Source organism: Ruegeria sp. BHSC026 (assembly GCF_059613065.1).
This window is the reverse complement of record NZ_JBXWRV010000001.1, coordinates 16614-36163: the sequence shown is the minus strand read 5'-3', so window position 1 is coordinate 36163 and position 19550 is coordinate 16614. Positions and strand designations below refer to the sequence as shown.

Sequence of the window (19550 nt, the reverse complement as noted above, 5' to 3'; positions counted from 1 at the left end):
GGCGTCAGGTTTTCCAGGCGTCGTGGGCGATCAGCGCCGCCTCGACCCGATTTCGGGCATGCAGCTTGGACAGAATGCTTGTCATATAATGCTTTACGGTCTTTTCTTGAAGCGTCAGCTCTTCGGCGATTTCGCGATTGCTCAGCCCTTTGGCCACGCGACGCAAGATTTCCTCTTCGCGATGCGTCAGGTCGCTCAGCCCGTCAGGTTCGGCGACCTTGGTCTTGCTCTTTCCGATCGAGAACAGGACCCGCGCGGCCAGCCCGGGGGACACGACCCCTTCGCCGGCGGCGATGCTGCGCAGCGATCCGGTCAAGGCGCTGGCCGTGACGCCCTTTAGGATGTAACCCGTCGCCCCGGCCTCCAGCGCGTCGGCGACGTCGTTGCTGTCCTCGGAGACGGTCAGAATGGCAATGCGGGGTGGATCCTCCATGGCCGCGATCTGCCGCGTGGCGGCGATTCCGCCGCCCGGCATGGACAGGTCCAGGATGACGAGGTCGGGCTTGTGGCTTTGGGTCAGTTGCACGGCCTCATCGGCGCTCTCGCCGGCCGCCAGCACCTTGAATTCACCCGAATCCTCCAATGTCCTGTGCAATCCGTCCCGAAAAATCGGGTGATCGTCTGCCAATACGATTGTCGTGGTCATCTCGGCCTCGCTTGCCTGTGAAACAGAGTCATTTTGATCGTTGTTCCCGCACCGGGGGCGGTTTTGAGCTCGAAACGCCCTCCGATGCTTTCCACCCGGTCGCGCAGCCCCATCAGGCCCTGACCGCCCTCGGTACCCAGCTTGATGGCATCTGACGGATCGAACCCCGGACCATCATCGGCGACCGCCACCGACAGCTCGTCGGGGCTTGAAGTGCAGGTAACGGTGCATTTCGCCCCTTTTGCGTGACGGGCGGCATTCGACAGGGCCTCCTGCACGAAACGGAAAACGCACAGCTTTTCGGCGTAGGACAACGCGGGCATCACGTCGCCGCTGATCGACAACTCGGGGGCGGGCGCGTCGGGAACCGACCGGTCGCTGGCGGCGCGCACGATCACGTCCTCAAGCTCCAGCGCCTCTATGTCGGGGGCCGCCAGCCCGCGGGACAGGGCGCGGATCTCGGTCAGCGCGCGTTGTATCGATTGGTGAACCTCGTGGGCGACCTTGTTGCCGGACCCGTCCTGGGGGAAGGCTGAATCCAACCGCAACGCCGCAAGCGCCAGATACTGGGCCGGGCCGTCATGCAGCTCGGCACCGAGTTTGCGCAGAAAGCGGTCGGTTTGGGCGGTTGACCGGTCCGATGCCTCGATCACCCGCGCGCGCAGGTCGGCGTTTTGTTGCGACATTTTCAGGCTGTCGGCCAGACGGGTCTTCAACAGGTCGGACTGGGTGCGGATCGTCCGGTCGCCGACCGCCACGATCAGGTATAGGATCAGCGTGCTCAGCCCGAAGGTCGTGGCCACCACCAGCCAACTGGTGCGTCTGGCCTGCATCAGGTCGGTCTGCAACTGATCCGCGCGCTGATAGAACTCGCCGACGGCGATGATCTCGCCGGACCAGATCTCGCGTATGGGGCTGTAGACTTCCAGCAACGGAATGCCCATCGCGGCTTCGGCCTGGTTCTCGGCGCGGTCTAGTTTCTCGAACGAACCCGAGATCTGCCCCGACCAGGCGCGTTTCAGATCGTCGGTGGGGGGAAACGTGCGTCCGATGATGTCGGGGTCTGACGCATGGGCGATCAGCCCGTCCTTTTTCCAGATCTTGTACGAGACGATCCGCTCTTGCATCGATTGCTGATCGAACAGCTCGGACACGGCCCGCGCTGCTGGGTCCGAAAGGCTGTCGCCGTGGGCTAGTTCCTGGCTGAGCGGCGACAGGATGCTTTCCATGTAGAGGGCTGCGGAATTGGCAGAGTTCTGTACGACCGCATCTTCGATCCGGCCCGTGACCCAGCCGCCGATTACGATAGCGCCGGTCCCCATAACCACGACGCTGGCCGCAAGATAGGCGCGGGACAGGGACCAATTTCCTGAACTGAGATCGGGCTTTGGTAGTTTCATGCTGCCCCCACTATTGCCCGGCCTATCGCCCTTTGCCACGGACCTTGGTCGGAAAAGGTCGCCCCAGGATGCGGGATTGGCCGCAATGGGTGCAACGGCCAGGGGCCGCCTTAGGCGGCGCGGCGGGCCTGAAACAGGTTGATGACCGCGGGCAGCCCGGGATTGCCGTCGACGACGAAGCGTTCAAATTCGCTTTTAACGGCGCGCTGGATGATGCGGGCGTCGTCCTCGGACCCGTCGAAATGCGCGATGACCCGCGCGGCAGGCCCAACGCGGGTGCACAGGCTGGCCGTTTCCTCGACGCTGTTCAGGCCGGGCAGGCGCAGGGTCACAGGTTCGCCGGAAACATCGCGCAGCCCGGCCTGGGTCATCAGGCGGGTGACGCGGTCAATGTCCTGAAAGGCCAGCGGGCCGGGCGCGTGGCGTCCGTATTTGGGTGGGTGGCCCAGATGCGCCGTGGCGGCCACATGCGGCACCCGAAACCACGGGTTGTCGGACAGCGGCCCCCAGGCGGCAAAGATCATCCGTCCGCCCGGAACCAGTGCCCTTGCGATATTGGCAAAAGCGGCGCCTGGATCGTCGAAGAACATCACCCCAAAACGCGAAATAGCCACGTCGCGGGATTCCGGCTCGAACGGTGCGACTTGGGCATCGGCCAGTTGAAACGCGGTGTTGGGCAGGCCGGCCGCGTCGGCACGCAGTGCGGCTCGGTCAAGAAACGGGCCCGAGATATCGGCACCCAGAACGTGCCCCTCGGGTCCGACTGCGCGCGCCGCAGCGACCGTGCTGGCACCGGTGCCACAGCCTATGTCCAGCACCCGCAGGCCGGACGTCAGTTCGGCGCGCTCCAGAACCAGGTCCAGAACCGGGGCCAGCATATGGTCCAGTTTGTCCTCGAAGGTCAACCACTTGGTGCCTGACGCCGAGTTTCCCCAGTATTCAGCTTGGTCTTCATTCGCCAGTTGCAAGGACGCCCTCCGCGTTTCGCTCGACTATGCCTTTCTGCGGCGACGGCGGCCAGTTTTTTCCGCATCGCCCCCGGTGTTGAAGGACGGGGCGGGCAGGCTGACGACCCTCGCCAGTTCTGGGAACGGGTCGGTCTTGTGCGGGATCGCGTTGGCGGCGACGAAATGCTCTTGGAATTTCGGCTCGATCGCGGTTTCGACCTTGGTGATCTCGCGCACCACGCGCTCGATCTCGGCCCGGGCGGCGATGTTGCACAGCGCGATGCGCGCGCCTGTACCGGCGGCGTTGCCCGCGCTCGAGACCTTGTCCAGCGGCGCGTCGGGGATCATGCCTAGAACCATCGCATGTTTGGTCGAGATATGGGCGCCGAACGCCCCGGCCAGCACCACGCGATCCACCTTGTCCACGCCCATCTCGTCCATCAGCAGCCGAGCCCCGGCATAGAGCGCGGATTTCGCCAACTGGATCGCCCGAATGTCGCCCTGGGTCACGGTGATGCGTGGGCCACCTTCGGCGCTGGCATCATGGATCAGGTAGGAATGAGTGCGGCCCTCGGGGATGCAGCGGCTGGAGCCGGTCTGTTCGGCCGAGCCGATCAGGCCGCTCTCGTCCAGCAGGCCGGCCAAGCGCATTTCGGCCACCGCCTCGATGATGCCCGACCCGCAGATGCCGGTGATGCCGGTGGTGGCGATGTCCGTCTCGAACCCGTCTTCGTCCGACCACTTGTCCGAGCCGATCACGCGGAACCGGGGTTCCTTGGTCACCGGGTCGATCTGAATGCGCTCGATCGCGCCGGGCGCGGCGCGCTGGCCCGAACTGATCTGCGCGCCCTCGAACGCCGGTCCGGTGGGCGAGGAACATGCCAGCACGCGGGTCGTGTTGCCTAGCAGGATCTCGGCATTGGTGCCGACGTCCACGATCAACACCAGGTCCTGCGACTTGCCCGGCTCTTCGCTCAGCGCTACGGCGGCGCAGTCGGCCCCCACATGGCCCGCGATGCAGGGCAGGATGTAGACCTGCGCGCGCGGGTTCATCGTGGTCAGATCCATCTCGCGCGCGGGCAGCGAGACACTTTCGGATGTGGCCAGCGCGAAGGGCGCCTGGCCCAGCTCGACTGGGTCCAGACCCAGCAGCAGGTGGTGCATGACCGGGTTGCAGACGAATACCGTTTCCACGATCAGGGCCGGGTCGATCCCGGCCTCGTCGGCGATCGAGGTGACCAGATCGTTGATCGCCTCGCGCACGGCCTGGGTCATTTCCTGATCACCTCCAGGGTTCATCATGGCATAAGAGACGCGGCTCATGAGGTCCTCGCCGAACCGGATTTGCGGGTTCATCAGGCCGGAGGAGGCCTTGACCTCGCCGGTTTCCAGATCGGTCAGATGCGCGGCGATGGTGGTCGAGCCGAGGTCGATGGCCAGCCCGTACAGCCCGTTTTCGTGCAGGCCGGGCCAGATTTCGACGATGCGCGCCACGCTGTCCTTGTGCCCCGTGTGCAAGGCAACCGTAACCTCCCACTTGCCCTTGCGCAGGGTCGGCTGAAGTTTGGACAGAAGCGATAGGTCGGCGGTGACGGCGTCGATCTGCCACTGCTCGCGCAGGGCACGCTCCAGCCGTTCCAGATCGCCGGTGGGCGAGTGCATGTCCGGTTCCTCGACCACCACGAAATAAAGGCGCGTGGCCGGGTCCATGGTAATGGCCCGCGCGGCGGCGGCCTTGCGCACCACCTGGCGGTGAACCTGGCTTTCGGGTGGAACGTCGATCACCACGTCACCCTGAACGGTGGCCTGACAGCCCAAACGCCGGCCCGGTTTCAGACCGCGCTTGTCGTCATAGCGCTGCTCGACCGCGTTCCATTCGCTCAGCGCGTCTTCGCGGACCGTGACGCCATGTTTGGGAAACTCGCCATAGCTGGGCGTGATCTGGCATTTCGAGCAGATCCCGCGCCCGCCGCAGACCGAATCCAGATCGACCCCTAGCTGCCGGGCCGCCGTCAGGATCGGAGTGCCAACGGGAAAATGTCCGCGTTTGCCCGAAGGGGTAAAGACGACAAGGGGATCGGTGGTCATGGATGGCCTGCCTTTTCGATATTCGCGCGTATGGCGGCAAGATATGGGTTTCGCGGCAAAGGGAAAGGCCAATCCGCGGCAGGTTTTGCGCGGCTTGCGTCGTTTTCCGCGCCATCGCGGCGGTTTGTGGGCGAACAAGTTGGGGCAGGGGCTTTTCCTTTGGTCGAAACCATGCAATAGGGTCACCGCCAAACGGGGTTTTGCATGGGGTTAGCAGATGCAGATTCGTGAGGCACTCACCTTTGATGACGTTCTTTTGGTTCCGGCGGCCTCGTCGGTGCTGCCGGCAACGGCAGACACGTCCACGCGCGTGACGCGCGCGATCACCATGAACATACCGCTGCTCAGCTCGGCCATGGACACTGTGACCGAGGCGCGCATGGCCATCGCGATGGCGCAGGCCGGCGGCATCGGGGTGATCCACAAAAACTTGACGGTCGAAGAACAGGCCCGCGAGGTGCGCCGGGTCAAGCGTTTCGAATCCGGCATTGTCTACAATCCCGTCACCCTGCGCGCCAATCAGACGCTGGCCGATGCCAAGGCCTTGGTCGAGCGCTACAACTTCACCGGGTTCCCGGTGGTGGATGACGAAGGCCGCGTCGTCGGCATCGTAACCAATCGCGACATGCGCTTTGCCACCTCGGACGACCAGCCGATCCGCGCGATGATGACCTCGGACAACCTGGCCATGCTGCAAGAACCGGCCGACCGGGAAGAAGCCATCAGCCTGATGAAGGCCCGCCGGATCGAAAAGCTGCTGGTTGTGGACGCCAACGGCAAGCTGACCGGACTGCTGACGCTGAAGGATACCGAGCAAGCGGTGCTGAATCCAACGGCCTGCAAAGACGATCTGGGCCGGCTGCGCGTCGCGGCGGCCACATCGGTTGGCGATGCCGGTTTCGAACGGTCCGAGCGGTTGGTGGATGCGGGTGTCGACATCATCGTGGTCGATACTGCGCACGGCCATTCCCAAGGGGTGCTGGACGCGGTGAAGCGGATCAAGGCCCTGTCGAACGAAGTGCAGATCATCGCAGGCAACGTCGCCACCGCAGACGCGACCAAGGCGCTGATCGACGCCGGTGCCGATGCGGTAAAGGTCGGGATCGGGCCAGGCTCGATCTGCACCACGCGCATGGTGGCCGGTGTCGGCGTGCCGCAACTGACCGCGATCATGGATTGCGCAGCGGCGGCCGGAGACGTTCCGGTCATCGCCGATGGTGGTATCAAGTTCTCAGGCGATTTCGCCAAGGCCATCGCGGCGGGGGCGTCCTGCGCCATGGTTGGCTCGATGATCGCGGGCACCGACGAAAGCCCGGGCGAGGTGATCCTGTATCAGGGCCGTTCGTTCAAGTCCTATCGCGGCATGGGCAGCCTGGGCGCGATGGCGCGCGGCTCGGCTGATCGCTATTTCCAAAAAGACGCCGCGAATGACAAGCTGGTGCCCGAAGGGATCGAGGGGCAGGTGCCCTACAAAGGCTCGGCCAGCGCCGTCGTGCACCAGTTGGTGGGCGGCCTGCGTGCGGCCATGGGCTATACCGGATGTGCCACGATCGAAGAGATGCGGCGCAACTGTCAGTTCGTCAAGATCACCGGCGCGGGCCTGAAGGAAAGCCATGTGCATGACGTGCAGATCACCCGCGAAAGCCCCAACTACCGCATCATGTAAAGGCGCCAACGGGTTGCCCGAACGGATCAGCAGATGACACCAGCCGCGCGGGTTCAGGCCGCCATCGAAATCCTTGACGACATCCTATCGGGTGCGCCCGTCGAAAAGGCTTTGACCGGCTGGGCGCGGCGCAGCCGCTTCGCCGGGTCCAAGGATCGCGCTGCCATCCGCGACCACGTGTTCGATGCAGTCCGGTGCATGCGGTCCTACGCGGCGCGCGGCGGAGCGATGACCGGGCGTGGGTTGATGCTGGGTGCGCTGCGCGCCGCGGGCGAAGAGCCGGACGATTTTTTCTCTGGGGATCGGCACGCACCGGCGCCGGTGCAGGACAACGAGGTCGGACGCGCCTTTGCCACCGTGGCCGAGGAACATGATTTCCCCGAATGGCTGTGGCCGATCTTCGAGCGGTCCCTCGGTGATCTGGCGCGCCCCACCGCCGTCGCCTTGCAGCGGCGGGCGCCGGTCCATCTGAGGGTGAATCTTGCCCGGGCAGATGTGGAAACCGCCGTCTCGACGCTGCTGTCCGATGGTGTCGAGGTGGTCCCGCATCCAGCCTGCGCAACCGCGCTTGAAGTCGTCTCGGGTGCGCGTCGTGTATCGAACGGCCAGGCCTATGCGCGCGGGCTAGTCGAACTTCAGGACGCGGCCAGCCAGGCGGTGGTTGCCGAGTTGGACCCAAAGCCCGGCATGCGGGTTCTGGACTTCTGTGCAGGCGGCGGCGGCAAGGCCCTGGCGATGGCTGCCTACACGGGGGTTCAGGTGTTTGCCCATGACGCAAACCCGGCCCGGATGCGGGATTTGCCGGTGCGGGCGGGCAGGGCCGGGGTAAGCGTGACACCACTGGCATCGCATGAGGTCGCACGACACGGGCCTTTCGACCTGGTGCTGGTGGACGCGCCCTGTTCGGGCAGCGGGTCCTGGCGCCGCGCACCTGCCGGCAAATGGGCCTTGACACCGGACCGACTGACCGAGCTGTCCGGCATTCAGGACAGCATTCTTGACCAGGTGGCGCCGTTGGTCACCGGACAGGGTGTGCTGGCCTATGCCACCTGTTCGCTGCTGGATGTCGAGAATGACCGGCGCGTCGACCGGTTTCTGGCGGAACACCCAAACTGGACGTGCGGGTTCCGAAAATTGTGGCAGGTTGCACACGGAACCGATGGGTTCTTCACTGCTCACTTGACGAGATAGCCACGGGCTGAAAACAACTCAAGGTAGAAGTTAGCGCCGAGGCTTGCGTTAACTTCATATTTACCATCCGTGTGCCCGACTGCACACGGGGCGAATTGAAACAGGCTATTTTATGACTCAGACGGTTGGGGCGGTACCCAGGCTGAACGACAGATCATTGCCCAGTTGGTCGCGGATGCTGTCTTTGCTGGGGGCGGCCGTGGGCGTATGCATGCTGCCGATGCTGTCGGCAGTCCCTGATGAATGGACGCCCGGCATTCTGGCGGTCGGCGGGTCTTTTCTGGCGGTATTTTTCTTCGTGTCGCTTCGTGGCTTGCTTGAGGAACGCGCGAACAGCAAGGTCAGGGCGATACTGGCTGCCTTTCTGGAAAAGGAACCCGCGCCTGGCTTTATCTCCGATTCCGACGGGACCATTGTCATCGCCAATTCAGCGGCCCGAAGCCGGTTCAACGCCGGTCCTGGCGTCCGGCTGGATCGGTGTCTGCGGTCCGTCTTCGCCAACCCGTCGCCCATTTTGCTGCGCATGCATTCTCGGGCCGTGGCCCATGGCCGGGCGGCCGAAGACATCGTGAGCAAGGGCGCCAGCATTCCGGTCCTGACCGTCGATCTCGGCTACGGCCTGTTCTTGTGGCGAATCAAGGCATCGGGACGCCAGCTGTGGTCGCATGTGTCGGTTCCGGTGGTCACTTTGGGGCACAAGGACAGTGTGCTTGCGGCAAATCCGCCTGCGCAAGAACTGCTGAGCCGGGCCCCCGATGCGCTGCAACAGATCCTTTCAGCCAGGACTTCGAAGGGCGCTAGCATGGTTCGCATCGAAGGAAACGATGCAGTGCGCCGCATCTGTGTCACCGAACTGAAGAGGACGAACTCGGGCCGAGACCTGGCGTTGATCGAGATCGACGACACCAAACCGACCCAATGGGCGCCGGCGGTGGACGACTTGCCTGTGCCGCTGTTGCGGTTGTCGCTGACCGGAGATGTCATCGAGGCCAATCACCTTGCTGCGAAACTGTTGGGTGACTTTCCTGTCGGCCAGACCAACATCGGTGAGATTATGCAGGGATTGAACCGCCCGGTATCCGCATTGTTGACGGATGTGGCTCAGCGCGAGGCCCCCCCATGTTCCGAGTTTCTGCGGCTGAGTCGGAAGGACAAGGACATCTATGTTCAGGTCACCCTGTCCCGGGTCGTTAATGATGGTGAGGTCGGTCTGCTGGCCGTACTGCATGATGCGACGGAATTGAAGACGTTGGAAGCACAGTTCGTTCAGGGCCAGAAGATGCAGGCCGTCGGGCAGTTGGCCGGCGGCGTCGCGCATGACTTCAACAACCTGCTGACCGCGATTTCAGGTCACTGCGATCTGCTGCTGCTGCGGCACGAGGCGAGTGATCCTGACTATGCGGACCTGGTGCAAATCAACCAGAACGCCAACCGCGCGGCCGCCCTTGTGGGGCAGTTGCTGGCGTTTTCCCGCAAACAGACGTTGCGGCCCGAAGTCCTGGACCTGCGCGACACCATTTCCGACCTGATCCACCTTCTGAACCGACTGGTGGGCGAGAAGATCCGGCTGGTCCTCAGCCACGACCCGGTGTTGAAGCCCGTGCGGGCGGACAAGCGTCAGTTGGAACAGGTGTTGATGAACCTCGTAGTCAACGCGCGTGACGCCATGCCAGAGGGGGGCGATATCCGCATAGAGACCGAAGTCGTCGTGTTGACCGAAGAATTCAGACGTGACCGGGCAACCGTCGCGCCCGGCGAATATGTTTCGGTCAAGGTCATCGACAGCGGAATCGGTATACCGGGGGACAAGCTGGACAAGGTGTTCGAGCCGTTCTTCACCACGAAGCGCACCGGCGAAGGCACCGGGCTGGGGTTGTCAACGGTTTACGGGATCGTCAAGCAGACCGGCGGGTTCATCTTCGTGGACAGCGTCGAAGGCCGCGGCTCTGAATTCAACGTACTGCTGCCGGTGTGCAGTACGGCCGAAACCGAAAAGCCGCCGGAACACAAGGCCGAGGAACAGGGCGCCAACCATACCGGCGAGGGCGTGGTTCTGCTGGTCGAAGACGAGGCGCCGGTCAGGGCCTTTGCGACCCGCGCCTTGCGTCTGAAGGGCTATACTGTGCTCGAAGCCGGTTCCGCCGAGGAAGCGCTGAAACTCCTTGAAGACCCGGATCTGCATGTCGATGTCTTTGTGACCGATGTGGTCATGCCGGGTATGGACGGCCCGACCTGGGTCTCCAAGGCGCGCATCGACAGGCCGGACGTGCGGGTGGTGTTCATGTCGGGATACACCGAGGGCGCCTTTGGCGAGTCCGGTCCGGAAATGCCCGACGCAAGTTTCCTGCCCAAGCCGTTTTCGCTGACGCAACTGGCCGAATCGGTGCAGCAGCATCTGAGCTGAGTCATCTGGCCCGACCGTACAGGTCGAACTCGGCCGCGTGGATCTTGCGAAACCGTCGCTCGGTCTCCGGCGCGATGTCCATCTGGCGTTTTGGCGACACGTTTTCCTGGGTCAGGTTGATTTCGGTATCCAAACGGTCCTGCAGGAATTCGAGGATTGCTTGCTGGTTGTCATAGCGAAAAATATGGGTCGCACCGCGGCCATTGCTGCGCGTTCTGAAAAATTCAGATTGGCTGCCCACGTCGGCAAAGGCTGGGCGCGGTGTGCGCAAGTAGCCTTGAACGAAGGCGTCGAAGCTGAGGTCATGTGTCGCCTTTTCGTGACCCTGCAATTCAGGCCGCGATCGGTACCTGTACCAACTGCCCAGCCAATCCAGGGGCTCGCGGACAACGGCCATGACCTCGAGTTCGGTATCGTACATCTTCAAGAAAATGTTCTGAAAGAACCGGTCGAACCGGCGCACCGGCGCGTGTTTAAGATCGGGAGGGCCGGACACAACAATATCGGCCCGATCACGCAGCGATTTGAAATACGCGGTGCTGCCGGTCTTGGGGACGGACAGCAAAGCCAGTCGTTCTTTGAAGAATATCAGCATGAAACTACTGCCCGACGCTAAACCTGTTTATGGGACAACGTTTGGCCGGGCTTGTCCGCAAGGTCAATGATGCGGCCGGATTCGCAGCGCGAATTGCAGAAAAAGCGCTCTTTCTCAGCGCTTTGCGCGATCATGCCGCGACCCACGCCTCTTGTAAACGTCTCGTTAACATCTTTTGTCGAAAGTAAATACTGAAAGTTTTAGTTGAAATGTTCACTTTTTGATCTCATAAGGAACAAGAGGCGAACAAAGCAGCGATTGCCGCCCGGTTTCGGGTGTGACAAAAGGGAAGGCGACAGGACAATGGCGGATCTTCTGACAATGAGCGACAAGAAAAACGCGGACAAGCAAAAGGCGCTCGACAGCGCGCTGGCCCAGATCGAGCGGCAGTTCGGCAAGGGGTCGATCATGAAACTGGGCGACGGCGCCCGACAGGAGATCGAGGCCAGTTCGACCGGCTCTCTGGGGTTGGACATCGCCCTGGGCATCGGCGGCTTGCCGATGGGTCGGATCGTCGAAATTTACGGCCCGGAAAGCTCGGGCAAGACGACCCTGACCCTGCATTGCATCGCAGAACAGCAGAAACGCGGTGGTGTGTGTGCGTTCGTCGATGCGGAACATGCGCTGGACCCGCAATACGCCCGCAAGCTAGGGGTGGATCTGGACGAGCTTCTGATCTCGCAGCCCGATACGGGTGAACAGGCGCTGGAAATCACCGATACGCTGGTGCGTTCCGGGGCGGTCAACATGGTCGTGGTGGACTCGGTGGCGGCGCTGACGCCGAAATCCGAGTTGGAAGGCGACATGGGCGACAGCAATGTGGGCGTGCAGGCCCGGTTGATGAGCCAGGCAATGCGCAAGCTGACTGGCTCGATCGCCCGCAGCAACTGCATGGTGATCTTCATCAACCAGATCCGCATGAAGATCGGCGTCATGTTCGGCAGCCCGGAAACGACGACCGGCGGCAACGCCCTGAAATTCTACAGCTCGGTCCGCCTGGATATCCGCCGCATCGGCGCGATCAAGGACCGCGACGAGGTGGTCGGCAATCAGACCCGCGTGAAAGTGGTCAAGAACAAGGTGGCGCCGCCGTTCAAGCAGGTGGAATTCGACATCATGTATGGCGAAGGCATCAGCAAGATGGGCGAATTGCTGGACCTGGGCGTCAAGGCCGGCGTGGTCGAGAAATCGGGCTCGTGGTTCAGCTATGGCGACGAACGGATCGGGCAGGGGCGGGAAAACGCCAAGCAGTACTTGCGCGAGAACAGCCGGATTGCGCTGGAGATCGAAGACAAGATCCGTGCCGCGCACGGGCTGGAGTTCGACATGCCGCCCGGGGCGGACGAGGACGACATCCTCGAAGCGTGATCGACCGGGTCAAAGACAGGCAGGGTGGTCCTTTGGGCCGCCCTGTTTCGTTTACGGTGCAGCAATCCTGTGGACTATCGGCGGGCGGGGGGCTAAACCGTCGCGACAGATCATGACTGCGCGCTGAGAGAGCCCAATGCCCACGCTGAACGATATCCGCTCAACCTTTCTTAACTACTTTGCCAAACAAGGGCACGAGGTGGTTGCGTCGAGCCCGCTGGTGCCGCGCAACGACCCGACCCTGATGTTCGTCAACTCGGGCATGGTGCAGTTCAAGAACCTGTTCACCGGCCTCGAGACCCGCGACTACAAACGCGCTACCACCGCGCAGAAATGCGTGCGTGCCGGCGGCAAGCACAACGATCTGGACAATGTCGGTTACACGGCCCGCCACCATACTTTCTTCGAGATGCTGGGCAACTTCTCGTTTGGGGATTACTTCAAGGAAGCGGCGATTCCCTTCGCCTGGGAGTTGATCACCAAGGAGTTCGGGATCGACAAGAACCGGCTGCTGACGACGGTCTATCATACCGACGACGAAGCGTTCGAAATCTGGAAAAAGGTCGGCGTTCCCGAGGACAGGATCATCCGCATCGCCACCAGCGACAATTTCTGGCAGATGGGCCCCACCGGCCCCTGCGGCCCCTGCACCGAGATCTTCTATGATCACGGCGATCACATCTGGGGCGGTCCTCCGGGATCGGCCGAAGAGGACGGCGATCGATTCATCGAGATCTGGAACATCGTCTTCATGCAGAACGAGCAGTTCGAGGACGGCTCGATGCGTGAACTGGACATGCAGTCGATCGATACCGGCATGGGTTTGGAACGGATCGGTGCGCTGCTGCAGGGCAGCCACGACAACTATGATACGGATCTGTTCAAAACTCTGATCGAGGCGTCGGCGGATGTGACCAATGTCGACCCCTACGGCGATCAGAACGTGCATCACCGGGTGATCGCCGACCACCTGCGGTCGACCTCGTTCCTGATTGCGGATGGTGTGATGCCGTCGAATGACGGGCGTGGCTATGTGCTGCGCCGGATCATGCGCCGGGCCATGCGTCACGCGCATCTGCTAGGCGCCAAGGATCCGGTCATGCACCGGTTGGTGCCCACGCTGGTGCAACTGATGGGCGCGCAATATTCAGAGCTGGGCCGGGCGCAGGCGCTGATCGAGGAAACGCTGCTGTTGGAGGAAACCCGGTTCAAGCAGACGCTGGACCGCGGCCTCAAGCTGCTGGATGACGAAGTGGCGGGCCTGCCCGACGGTGCGCCCTTGCCCGGCGAGGCTGCGTTCAAACTGTATGACACCTATGGCTTTCCGCTGGATTTGACGCAGGACGCCCTGCGTGAGAAGGGCCGGACCGTGGACACCGAAGGGTTCGATGCTGCGATGGCCGAACAGAAGGCCAAGGCTCGGGCCGCCTGGGCGGGATCGGGGGAAGCCGCCGATCAGGCCGTGTGGTTCGACGTTCTGGACGCCGCCGGTGCGACCGATTTCCTGGGCTACGAGACCGAGAAAGCCGAGGGCCAGGTCTTGGCCGTTATCCGCGACGGGGCGCTGGTGGAGAAGCTGGAGCCGGGTGAAAGCGGTTGGATCGTCACGAACCAGACGCCGTTCTATGGTGAAGCCGGTGGTCAGGTCGGCGATACCGGCGTCATTCGGCGCCTGGAGGACCGCGACGAGGTTGCCGTGGTCGAAGACACCAAGAAGTTCGCCGACGGCAAAGTGATCGCGCATAAGGTTACGGTCGAGCGTGGCGCATTTGCCAAGGGTGAGGCGGTGGAGCTTGAGGTTGATCACGCCCGTCGCGGCGCGATCCGGGCCAACCACTCGGCCACGCACCTGCTGCACGAGGCCCTGCGCGAAACGCTGGGGGCGCATGTGGCGCAGCGCGGTTCTCTGAACGCCGCAGACCGTCTGCGTTTCGATTTCAGCCACACGAAGGCGATGACGCCAGAGGAAATCGAAACGGTCGAGCGTGAGGTCAACGCCTTCATCCGTCAGAACTCGCCCGTGGAAACCCGGATCATGACGCCGGACGATGCCCGTAAGCTGGGCGCGCAGGCGCTGTTCGGCGAGAAATACGGCGACGAGGTGCGAGTGGTTTCGATGGGCAAGGCGCCCACGGGCAAAGGTCATGACGGCGAGACCTGGTCGATCGAACTGTGCGGCGGCACCCATGTGCGCCAGACGGGTGACATCGGCACCTTTGTCATCCTGGGCGACAGCGCCAGCAGCGCCGGCGTGCGCCGGATCGAGGCTTTGACGGGGGATGCCGCCCTCGAATACCTCTCGACCCAGGATCGCCGTCTTGTGCAGGTCGCGTCCGAACTCAAGGCGCAGCCCGAGGATGTGGTGAGTCGGGTCAAGGCCCTGCTGGACGAACGCAAGGCCCTGCAGAACGAGGTTGCACAGCTGCGCCGCGAACTGGCCATGGCCGGAGGCGCGGGGCAGGCGAACGGTGCCGTGGCCAAGGACGTCAACGGAATCAAGTTCCTGGCCCAGGCCCTGAGCGGGGTCTCGGGCAAGGACCTGCCGGCCTTGATCGACGAACATAAAAGTCGACTCGGCTCGGGCGCGGTTCTGTTGATTGCCGACAGCGGTGGAAAAGCCGCGGTTGCGGCCGGCGTGACCAACGACCTGACGCAGAAGATCTCGGCGGTCGATCTGGTTCGGGCGGCCGTGCAGGAACTGGGCGGCAAGGGCGGCGGTGGACGCCCCGACATGGCTCAGGGCGGCGGACGCGATCCGTCGAATGCAGCCGCGGCCATCAAGGCGGCGGAACTGGTATTGGGAGGTTAGAATGCCTGCACTCTGGATTGCTCATGTCACGGTAACCGATGCCGAAGCATATGGAAAATATGCCGAACTGGCAGGCCCTGCAATTGCCAAGCATGGCGGGCATTTCATCGCCCGGGCAGGGCGGTACGTTCAGCTTGAGGGCAAGGAACGGCCGCGCAATGTCGTGGCCAAGTTCCCGTCTGTCGAAGACGCGGTGGCCTGCTACAACTCGCCGGAATACCAGCAGGCGCTGGATCATGCGCGCGGGGCAAGTGAACGCGAGTTGATCGTGGTCGAAACGACCGAATGACCCGGTGGCCCGAGGCACGGGCCGCCCTTTTCAAACGTCCAGACAACGCAAACCTTGTGTCTTGCGACGCTAACTGACTTGGTTTGTGGGGCTGAGTAGGATTTTGCGCCACCCGCAAATGCCGGCGTTTCGCGCCTAGCGATAAACGGCCTGCCGGCCTCTTGATGCCCATTTCTGCCATCATCTTGATCCCAAATTGCCTGATTGACAGACGGATTTTCGCCGTTTTTCGACCCGAATTTGGCGGAAGGTTGCCGTGTTTGGGTATTTGCATGACACTTAGTTGATTGCAGACACCTAGATTTTCATCCGGTGACCAGTGTGCTGTCAGGATCCGGAGGTTGAGATGAAGAAGGCGACCCAATCTTCTGCACTGAAATTGCGATCCGGACCTGTAGTGGCGGCTGGTCGGTGTCGCGCATTGGGTATTTTGGCGGCTGTTGCCATGGCGGCGTTCAGTTCCACAGCCTTGGCTGACAGCGCTTTCATTACCGGGGCCACCCCTGCTCAGCCGCCATCGGGCGCGTCTCAACTCTGCCAACGATACAGTTGGGCATGCTCGGAAGGATCCAGCCGAACGATTGATGGTCACCGAGAGTTATTGGTCGTGAAGCAGATCAATCGCCACGTGAACGCCTCGACCAGGGAGGTTTCTGACCAGTCACAATACCGGCTGCAGGAAAAATGGGCGCTGCCGACAAAGTTGGGTGGGGACTGCGAAGACTTCGTTCTGCTGAAAAAGAGAAACCTGATCGAAGCTGGCGTTGATCCCAAGCGGCTTCTTATCGCGACCGTACTGGACACGAGACGCCGGGGCCATGCGGTTTTGGTCTATCGGTCGCCGCGCGGCGATATGATTCTGGACAATCAAACCAACCAGATCAAGCCGTGGGCATCGACTAGGTACCTATTCCTGCGCATGCAAGATCCCAATCAACCCCATCGTTGGGTCGGGGTTTTTCGGCGCAGCTGAATTTGCGTCTGGCGCGAATCGATTGACGAAATGGTTGAATGCAAGGCCTCAAATTGAAGCCCTGCATCCGAGTTCAAGCCCCGTCAGCTCTCGTCGTTATTAGCATTGTGGCCTTGGCCTGGGCTGCTTCCCTCGGGCCCATTGCCACCACCATTGTTGCCCGTGCTTCCCTTGCGACCACCGCCGGACTTGTTTCCACTATTTTTTCCATTTCCACCCTTGTCGCCCTTTGTACCTTTTCCGCTTTTCTTGCCTTTTCCGTCGCGATCAGGCTTGTCGTCGTCGGCGTCCGGGGGGCCTGAACAGGTGCAACCTCCATCGTCACCGCCGGTATTGCCCCCATCGCCGCCGTCGGTATTGCCCCCATCGCCGCCGCCGGTATTGCTCCCACCGTCGCCGTCGGTATTGCCCCCACCGTCACCGTCGGTATTGTCCCCATCGCCGCCGCCGGTATTGCTCCCACCGTCGCCGTCGGTATTGCCCCCACCGTCACCGTCGGTATTGTCCCCACCGTCACCGTCGGTATTGTCCCCATCGCCGCCGCCGGAATTGCTCCCACCGTCGCCGTCGGTATTGCCCCCATCGCCGCCGCCGGTATTACCCCCGTCGCGACCGTCGGTATTGCCCCCATCGCGGCCGTCGGTATTGCCCCCATCGTCACCGCCGGTGATGCCACCATTGCCAACGGTCGTGCTTGCCCCCTGCGCGCCAGAGCTGCCAGTTTCAGGTTCGGACGGTCCGTCGCCACTTTTCTGTTGTTGAACGCCGATCGAGGCTGTCGGTATATCGGTTAAGAGCACGGCAAGTTGCGGACATTCGGCTCCTAGCCTCGTCAGAATTTGTTCAAAGTCCGCGCGGCGCTGGATGTATCTCAGCATACTTCTTGTGACTTGATCGCATTCACACAGTACTTGAGCGGACGCCCCTGATTGACGAGCTGTTTTCACGGTACACGCCGCGCTTGCCTCAGTTCCGGCCGAAATCCCGGACGTGAAAAAAAGTGAAAAAACAATGAAAACGCGGGAAAATACTACCATGACCAAGCTCCTCGGCACTGGTTACTCAAAAAACACGCCAACTGCGATGCCACGGCTTGGCAGAGCATACAGAATCGGCGCCACATTCACGCCACGATTACACCCCCGATGCGCCACAATCGCAAGGTTCAGGCCAGGGTGACGGGAGAGTATTCAGACCGTGTTCCCGAAAAAGTACAGTTGAAACAAATGGCCGTTGGGGAAAGCGTGTCTTTTTCGTTTTTCCCCAACGAAATCAGAGCGGAAACAATGACGTCAAGCTGACGTCATTGCTTCCGAGTCAGGTCGGTTTGCCGTTCGGATCAGGCGGATTTGGCCATCCGCTTCCGTTCGTGGGGGTCGAGGAATCGTTTGCGAAGGCGGATCGCGTTCGGGGTCACTTCGACCAGTTCATCGTCATCGATATAAGCGATGGCCTCCTCCAGCGAGAACTGGACATGCGGGGTCAGCCGAACCGCGTCGTCCGATCCGCTGGCGCGCACGTTGGTCAGCTTTTTGCCCTTGAGCGGGTTCACTTCGAGGTCGTTGTCCCGCGAATGCTCACCGATGATCATGCCTTGATACACATCAGCCTGCGGGCCGATGAACATGCGGCCGCGCTCCTCGAGGTTCCACAGCGCATAGGCGACGGCTTGGCCATTCTCCATCGAGATCAGAACGCCGGCCCGGCGGCCGGGGATCGGGCCCTTGTGCGGCGCCCAGCCGTGGAACACGCGGTTCAAAACACCGGTGCCGCGGGTGTCGGTCAGAAACTCGCCGTGATAGCCGATCAGCCCACGCGACGGGACATGCGCGATGATGCGGGTCTTGCCGGCACCGGCGGGGCGCATCTCGACTAGTTCGCCCTTGCGCGCGCCGGTGATCTTTTCGATCACGGCGCCCGAATATTCGTCATCCACGTCGATGGTGACTTCCTCGATCGGCTCCAGCCGCTGGCCATTTTCCTCACGGAACAGAACCTGCGGGCGCGATATGCTGAGTTCGAAGCCTTCACGGCGCATGTTCTCGATCAGAACGCCCATCTGCAATTCGCCTCGACCCGCAACCTCGAAGGCTTCGCCGCCCGGAGTGTCGGTAACGCGGATGGCCACGTTGGATTCGGCCTCTTTCATCAGGCGGTCGCGGATGACGCGCGACTGGACCTTTTTGCCGTCACGCCCCGCCAGTGGCGAGTCGTTGATGCCGAAGGTGACGGTGATGGTGGGCGGGTCGATCGGCTGGGCGGGCAGGGCCTCGGTCACGTGCGGGGCCACCAACGAATCCGCCACGGTGGCCTTGCTCATGCCCGCGATGGTCACGATGTCTCCCGCTTCGGCCACGTCGATCGGTTGCTGGCTGAGACCGCGGAAGGCCAGGATCTTGGTGGCGCGGAAATTCTCGATCAGGGTGCCGTCGCGGCTAAGCGCTTTGAGCGCATCGCCCGCCTTGAGCGTGCCGCTTTCGACACGGCCGGTCAGGATGCGGCCGATGAACGGGTCGCTGCCCAAGGTCGTTGCCAGCATGCGGAAGGGTTCATCCTTGCGCGCGATTTGCTTGGGGGCGGGAACGTGATCGACGATCAGGTCGAACAGCGCCGACAGATCCTTGCGCGGTCCGTCCAGTTCCATGTCGGCCCAGCCCGACCGCCCCGAGGCGTACATGGCGGGGAAATCCAGTTGGTCATCGTCGGCGCCGAGGTTGGCGAACAGGTCAAAGCACTCGTCCAGCGCGCGGTCGGGCTCGGCATCGGGCTTGTCGACTTTGTTCAGCACCACGATCGGGCGCAGCCCCAGCGCCAGCGCCTTCGAGGTCACGAACTTGGTTTGGGGCATCGGGCCTTCGGCGGCATCGACCAGCAGCACGACGCCATCGACCATGCTGAGAATGCGTTCGACCTCCCCGCCGAAATCGGCGTGGCCGGGGGTGTCGACGATGTTGATGCGCGTGCCCTTCCATTCGACGCTGGTGGCCTTGGCTAGAATGGTGATGCCGCGTTCGCGTTCAAGATCATTGCTGTCCATGGCGCGTTCGGCCACGGCCTGGTTCTCTCGGAACGCGCCGGATTGTTTGAGAAGTTCGTCCACCAGGGTCGTTTTGCCGTGGTCCACGTGGGCGATGATTGCGATGTTGCGCAGGTCCATGAAGTCAGCCTTTGAAC

At 62.4% G+C, this 19550-nt stretch carries 14 protein-coding genes; 7 read left to right on the top strand and 7 right to left on the bottom strand.

The window, feature by feature from the left end; all coding sequences use genetic code 11:
• Nucleotides 1-4: 4 nt before the first annotated feature.
• The 4 genes from AC2FME_RS00170 to AC2FME_RS00155 form a co-directional block, all read right to left on the bottom strand.
• The gene (locus AC2FME_RS00170; RefSeq protein ID WP_496799283.1) at nt 5-646 is read right to left on the bottom strand and encodes a response regulator; all 642 of its coding nucleotides are present in this window, start codon (nt 644-646) and stop codon (nt 5-7) included.
• On the bottom strand, nt 643-2046 hold the full coding sequence (locus AC2FME_RS00165; protein WP_496799282.1) for a sensor histidine kinase: 1404 nt from the start codon (nt 2044-2046) through the stop codon (nt 643-645). Before AC2FME_RS00165 ends, AC2FME_RS00170 begins: the two co-directional genes overlap by 4 nt.
• Nucleotides 2047-2156: 110 nt before the next feature.
• A complete protein-coding gene (locus AC2FME_RS00160; protein ID WP_496799281.1) occupies nt 2157-3014 on the bottom strand; it encodes a class I SAM-dependent methyltransferase in 858 nt (285 codons plus the stop codon).
• A gap of 24 nt (nt 3015-3038) precedes the next feature.
• The gene (locus AC2FME_RS00155) at nt 3039-5081 is read right to left on the bottom strand and encodes an ASKHA domain-containing protein (RefSeq protein ID WP_496799280.1); all 2043 of its coding nucleotides are present in this window, start codon (nt 5079-5081) and stop codon (nt 3039-3041) included.
• 217 nt (nt 5082-5298) lie between these two features.
• On the opposite strand from AC2FME_RS00155, the gene guaB reads away from it, so the two are divergent.
• The 3 genes from guaB (at nt 5299) to AC2FME_RS00140 (ending at nt 10342) form a co-directional block, all read left to right on the top strand.
• A complete protein-coding gene (gene guaB / locus AC2FME_RS00150) occupies nt 5299-6747 on the top strand; it encodes an IMP dehydrogenase (protein ID WP_496678306.1) in 1449 nt (482 codons plus the stop codon).
• 33 nt (nt 6748-6780) lie between these two features.
• Entirely contained in the window at nt 6781-7938 is a 1158-nt protein-coding gene (locus tag AC2FME_RS00145) for an RsmB/NOP family class I SAM-dependent RNA methyltransferase (RefSeq protein WP_496799279.1), read from the top strand.
• A 112-nt stretch (nt 7939-8050) separates the two neighbouring features.
• Entirely contained in the window at nt 8051-10342 is a 2292-nt protein-coding gene (locus tag AC2FME_RS00140) for a hybrid sensor histidine kinase/response regulator (protein WP_496799278.1), read from the top strand.
• 1 nt (nt 10343) lies between these two features.
• Here the strand turns inward: AC2FME_RS00140 and AC2FME_RS00135 are convergent, their stop codons facing one another.
• Nucleotides 10344-10937, bottom strand: coding sequence for a gamma-glutamyl kinase (locus AC2FME_RS00135; RefSeq protein ID WP_496799277.1), 594 nt, complete (start codon nt 10935-10937; stop codon nt 10344-10346).
• A 303-nt stretch (nt 10938-11240) separates the two neighbouring features.
• Between AC2FME_RS00135 and recA the strand changes: the two genes are divergently transcribed.
• The 4 genes from recA (at nt 11241) to AC2FME_RS00115 (ending at nt 16376) form a co-directional block, all read left to right on the top strand.
• Nucleotides 11241-12305: a recombinase RecA gene (gene recA / locus AC2FME_RS00130; protein WP_496678314.1), complete on the top strand. Its 1065-nt coding sequence runs from the start codon at nt 11241-11243 to the stop codon at nt 12303-12305.
• A 136-nt stretch (nt 12306-12441) separates the two neighbouring features.
• Nucleotides 12442-15114 (top strand): alanine--tRNA ligase, encoded by a 2673-nt coding sequence (gene alaS / locus AC2FME_RS00125; protein ID WP_496799276.1) that lies wholly within the window; start codon nt 12442-12444, stop codon nt 15112-15114.
• A 1-nt stretch (nt 15115) separates the two neighbouring features.
• On the top strand, nt 15116-15403 hold the full coding sequence (locus AC2FME_RS00120; protein WP_490360396.1) for a DUF1330 domain-containing protein: 288 nt from the start codon (nt 15116-15118) through the stop codon (nt 15401-15403).
• A 346-nt stretch (nt 15404-15749) separates the two neighbouring features.
• Nucleotides 15750-16376, top strand: a complete 627-nt coding sequence (locus tag AC2FME_RS00115; RefSeq protein WP_496712058.1) for a transglutaminase-like cysteine peptidase — start codon at nt 15750-15752, stop codon at nt 16374-16376.
• Between the two features lie 83 nt (nt 16377-16459).
• On the opposite strand, the gene AC2FME_RS00110 is transcribed toward AC2FME_RS00115, so the two are convergent.
• Together AC2FME_RS00110 and typA are read right to left on the bottom strand one after the other, a co-directional pair.
• A complete protein-coding gene (locus AC2FME_RS00110; RefSeq protein WP_496799275.1) occupies nt 16460-17413 on the bottom strand; it encodes a hypothetical protein in 954 nt (317 codons plus the stop codon).
• A 302-nt stretch (nt 17414-17715) separates the two neighbouring features.
• The gene (gene typA / locus AC2FME_RS00105) at nt 17716-19533 is read right to left on the bottom strand and encodes a translational GTPase TypA (RefSeq protein WP_496799274.1); all 1818 of its coding nucleotides are present in this window, start codon (nt 19531-19533) and stop codon (nt 17716-17718) included.
• Nucleotides 19534-19550 lie beyond the last annotated feature (17 nt).

Bases quoted from the DNA above. Each gene is read 5' to 3' on its own strand.
- AC2FME_RS00170 (WP_496799283.1), bottom strand. From the start codon at position 646: ATGACCACGACAATCGTATTGGCAGACGATCACCCGATTTTTCGGGAC.
- AC2FME_RS00155 (WP_496799280.1), bottom strand. From the start codon at position 5,081: ATGACCACCGATCCCCTTGTCGTCTTTACCCCTTCGGGCAAACGCGGA.
- AC2FME_RS00145 (WP_496799279.1), top strand. From the start codon at position 6,781: ATGACACCAGCCGCGCGGGTTCAGGCCGCCATCGAAATCCTTGACGAC.
- typA (WP_496799274.1), bottom strand. From the start codon at position 19,533: ATGGACCTGCGCAACATCGCAATCATCGCCCACGTGGACCACGGCAAA.
- AC2FME_RS00115 (WP_496712058.1), top strand. From the start codon at position 15,750: ATGAAGAAGGCGACCCAATCTTCTGCACTGAAATTGCGATCCGGACCT.
- AC2FME_RS00135 (WP_496799277.1), bottom strand. From the start codon at position 10,937: ATGCTGATATTCTTCAAAGAACGACTGGCTTTGCTGTCCGTCCCCAAG.
- AC2FME_RS00165 (WP_496799282.1), bottom strand. From the start codon at position 2,046: ATGAAACTACCAAAGCCCGATCTCAGTTCAGGAAATTGGTCCCTGTCC.
- AC2FME_RS00120 (WP_490360396.1), top strand. From the start codon at position 15,116: ATGCCTGCACTCTGGATTGCTCATGTCACGGTAACCGATGCCGAAGCA.
- guaB (WP_496678306.1), top strand. From the start codon at position 5,299: ATGCAGATTCGTGAGGCACTCACCTTTGATGACGTTCTTTTGGTTCCG.
- alaS (WP_496799276.1), top strand. From the start codon at position 12,442: ATGCCCACGCTGAACGATATCCGCTCAACCTTTCTTAACTACTTTGCC.
- AC2FME_RS00110 (WP_496799275.1), bottom strand. From the start codon at position 17,413: ATGGTAGTATTTTCCCGCGTTTTCATTGTTTTTTCACTTTTTTTCACG.
- AC2FME_RS00140 (WP_496799278.1), top strand. From the start codon at position 8,051: ATGACTCAGACGGTTGGGGCGGTACCCAGGCTGAACGACAGATCATTG.
- recA (WP_496678314.1), top strand. From the start codon at position 11,241: ATGGCGGATCTTCTGACAATGAGCGACAAGAAAAACGCGGACAAGCAA.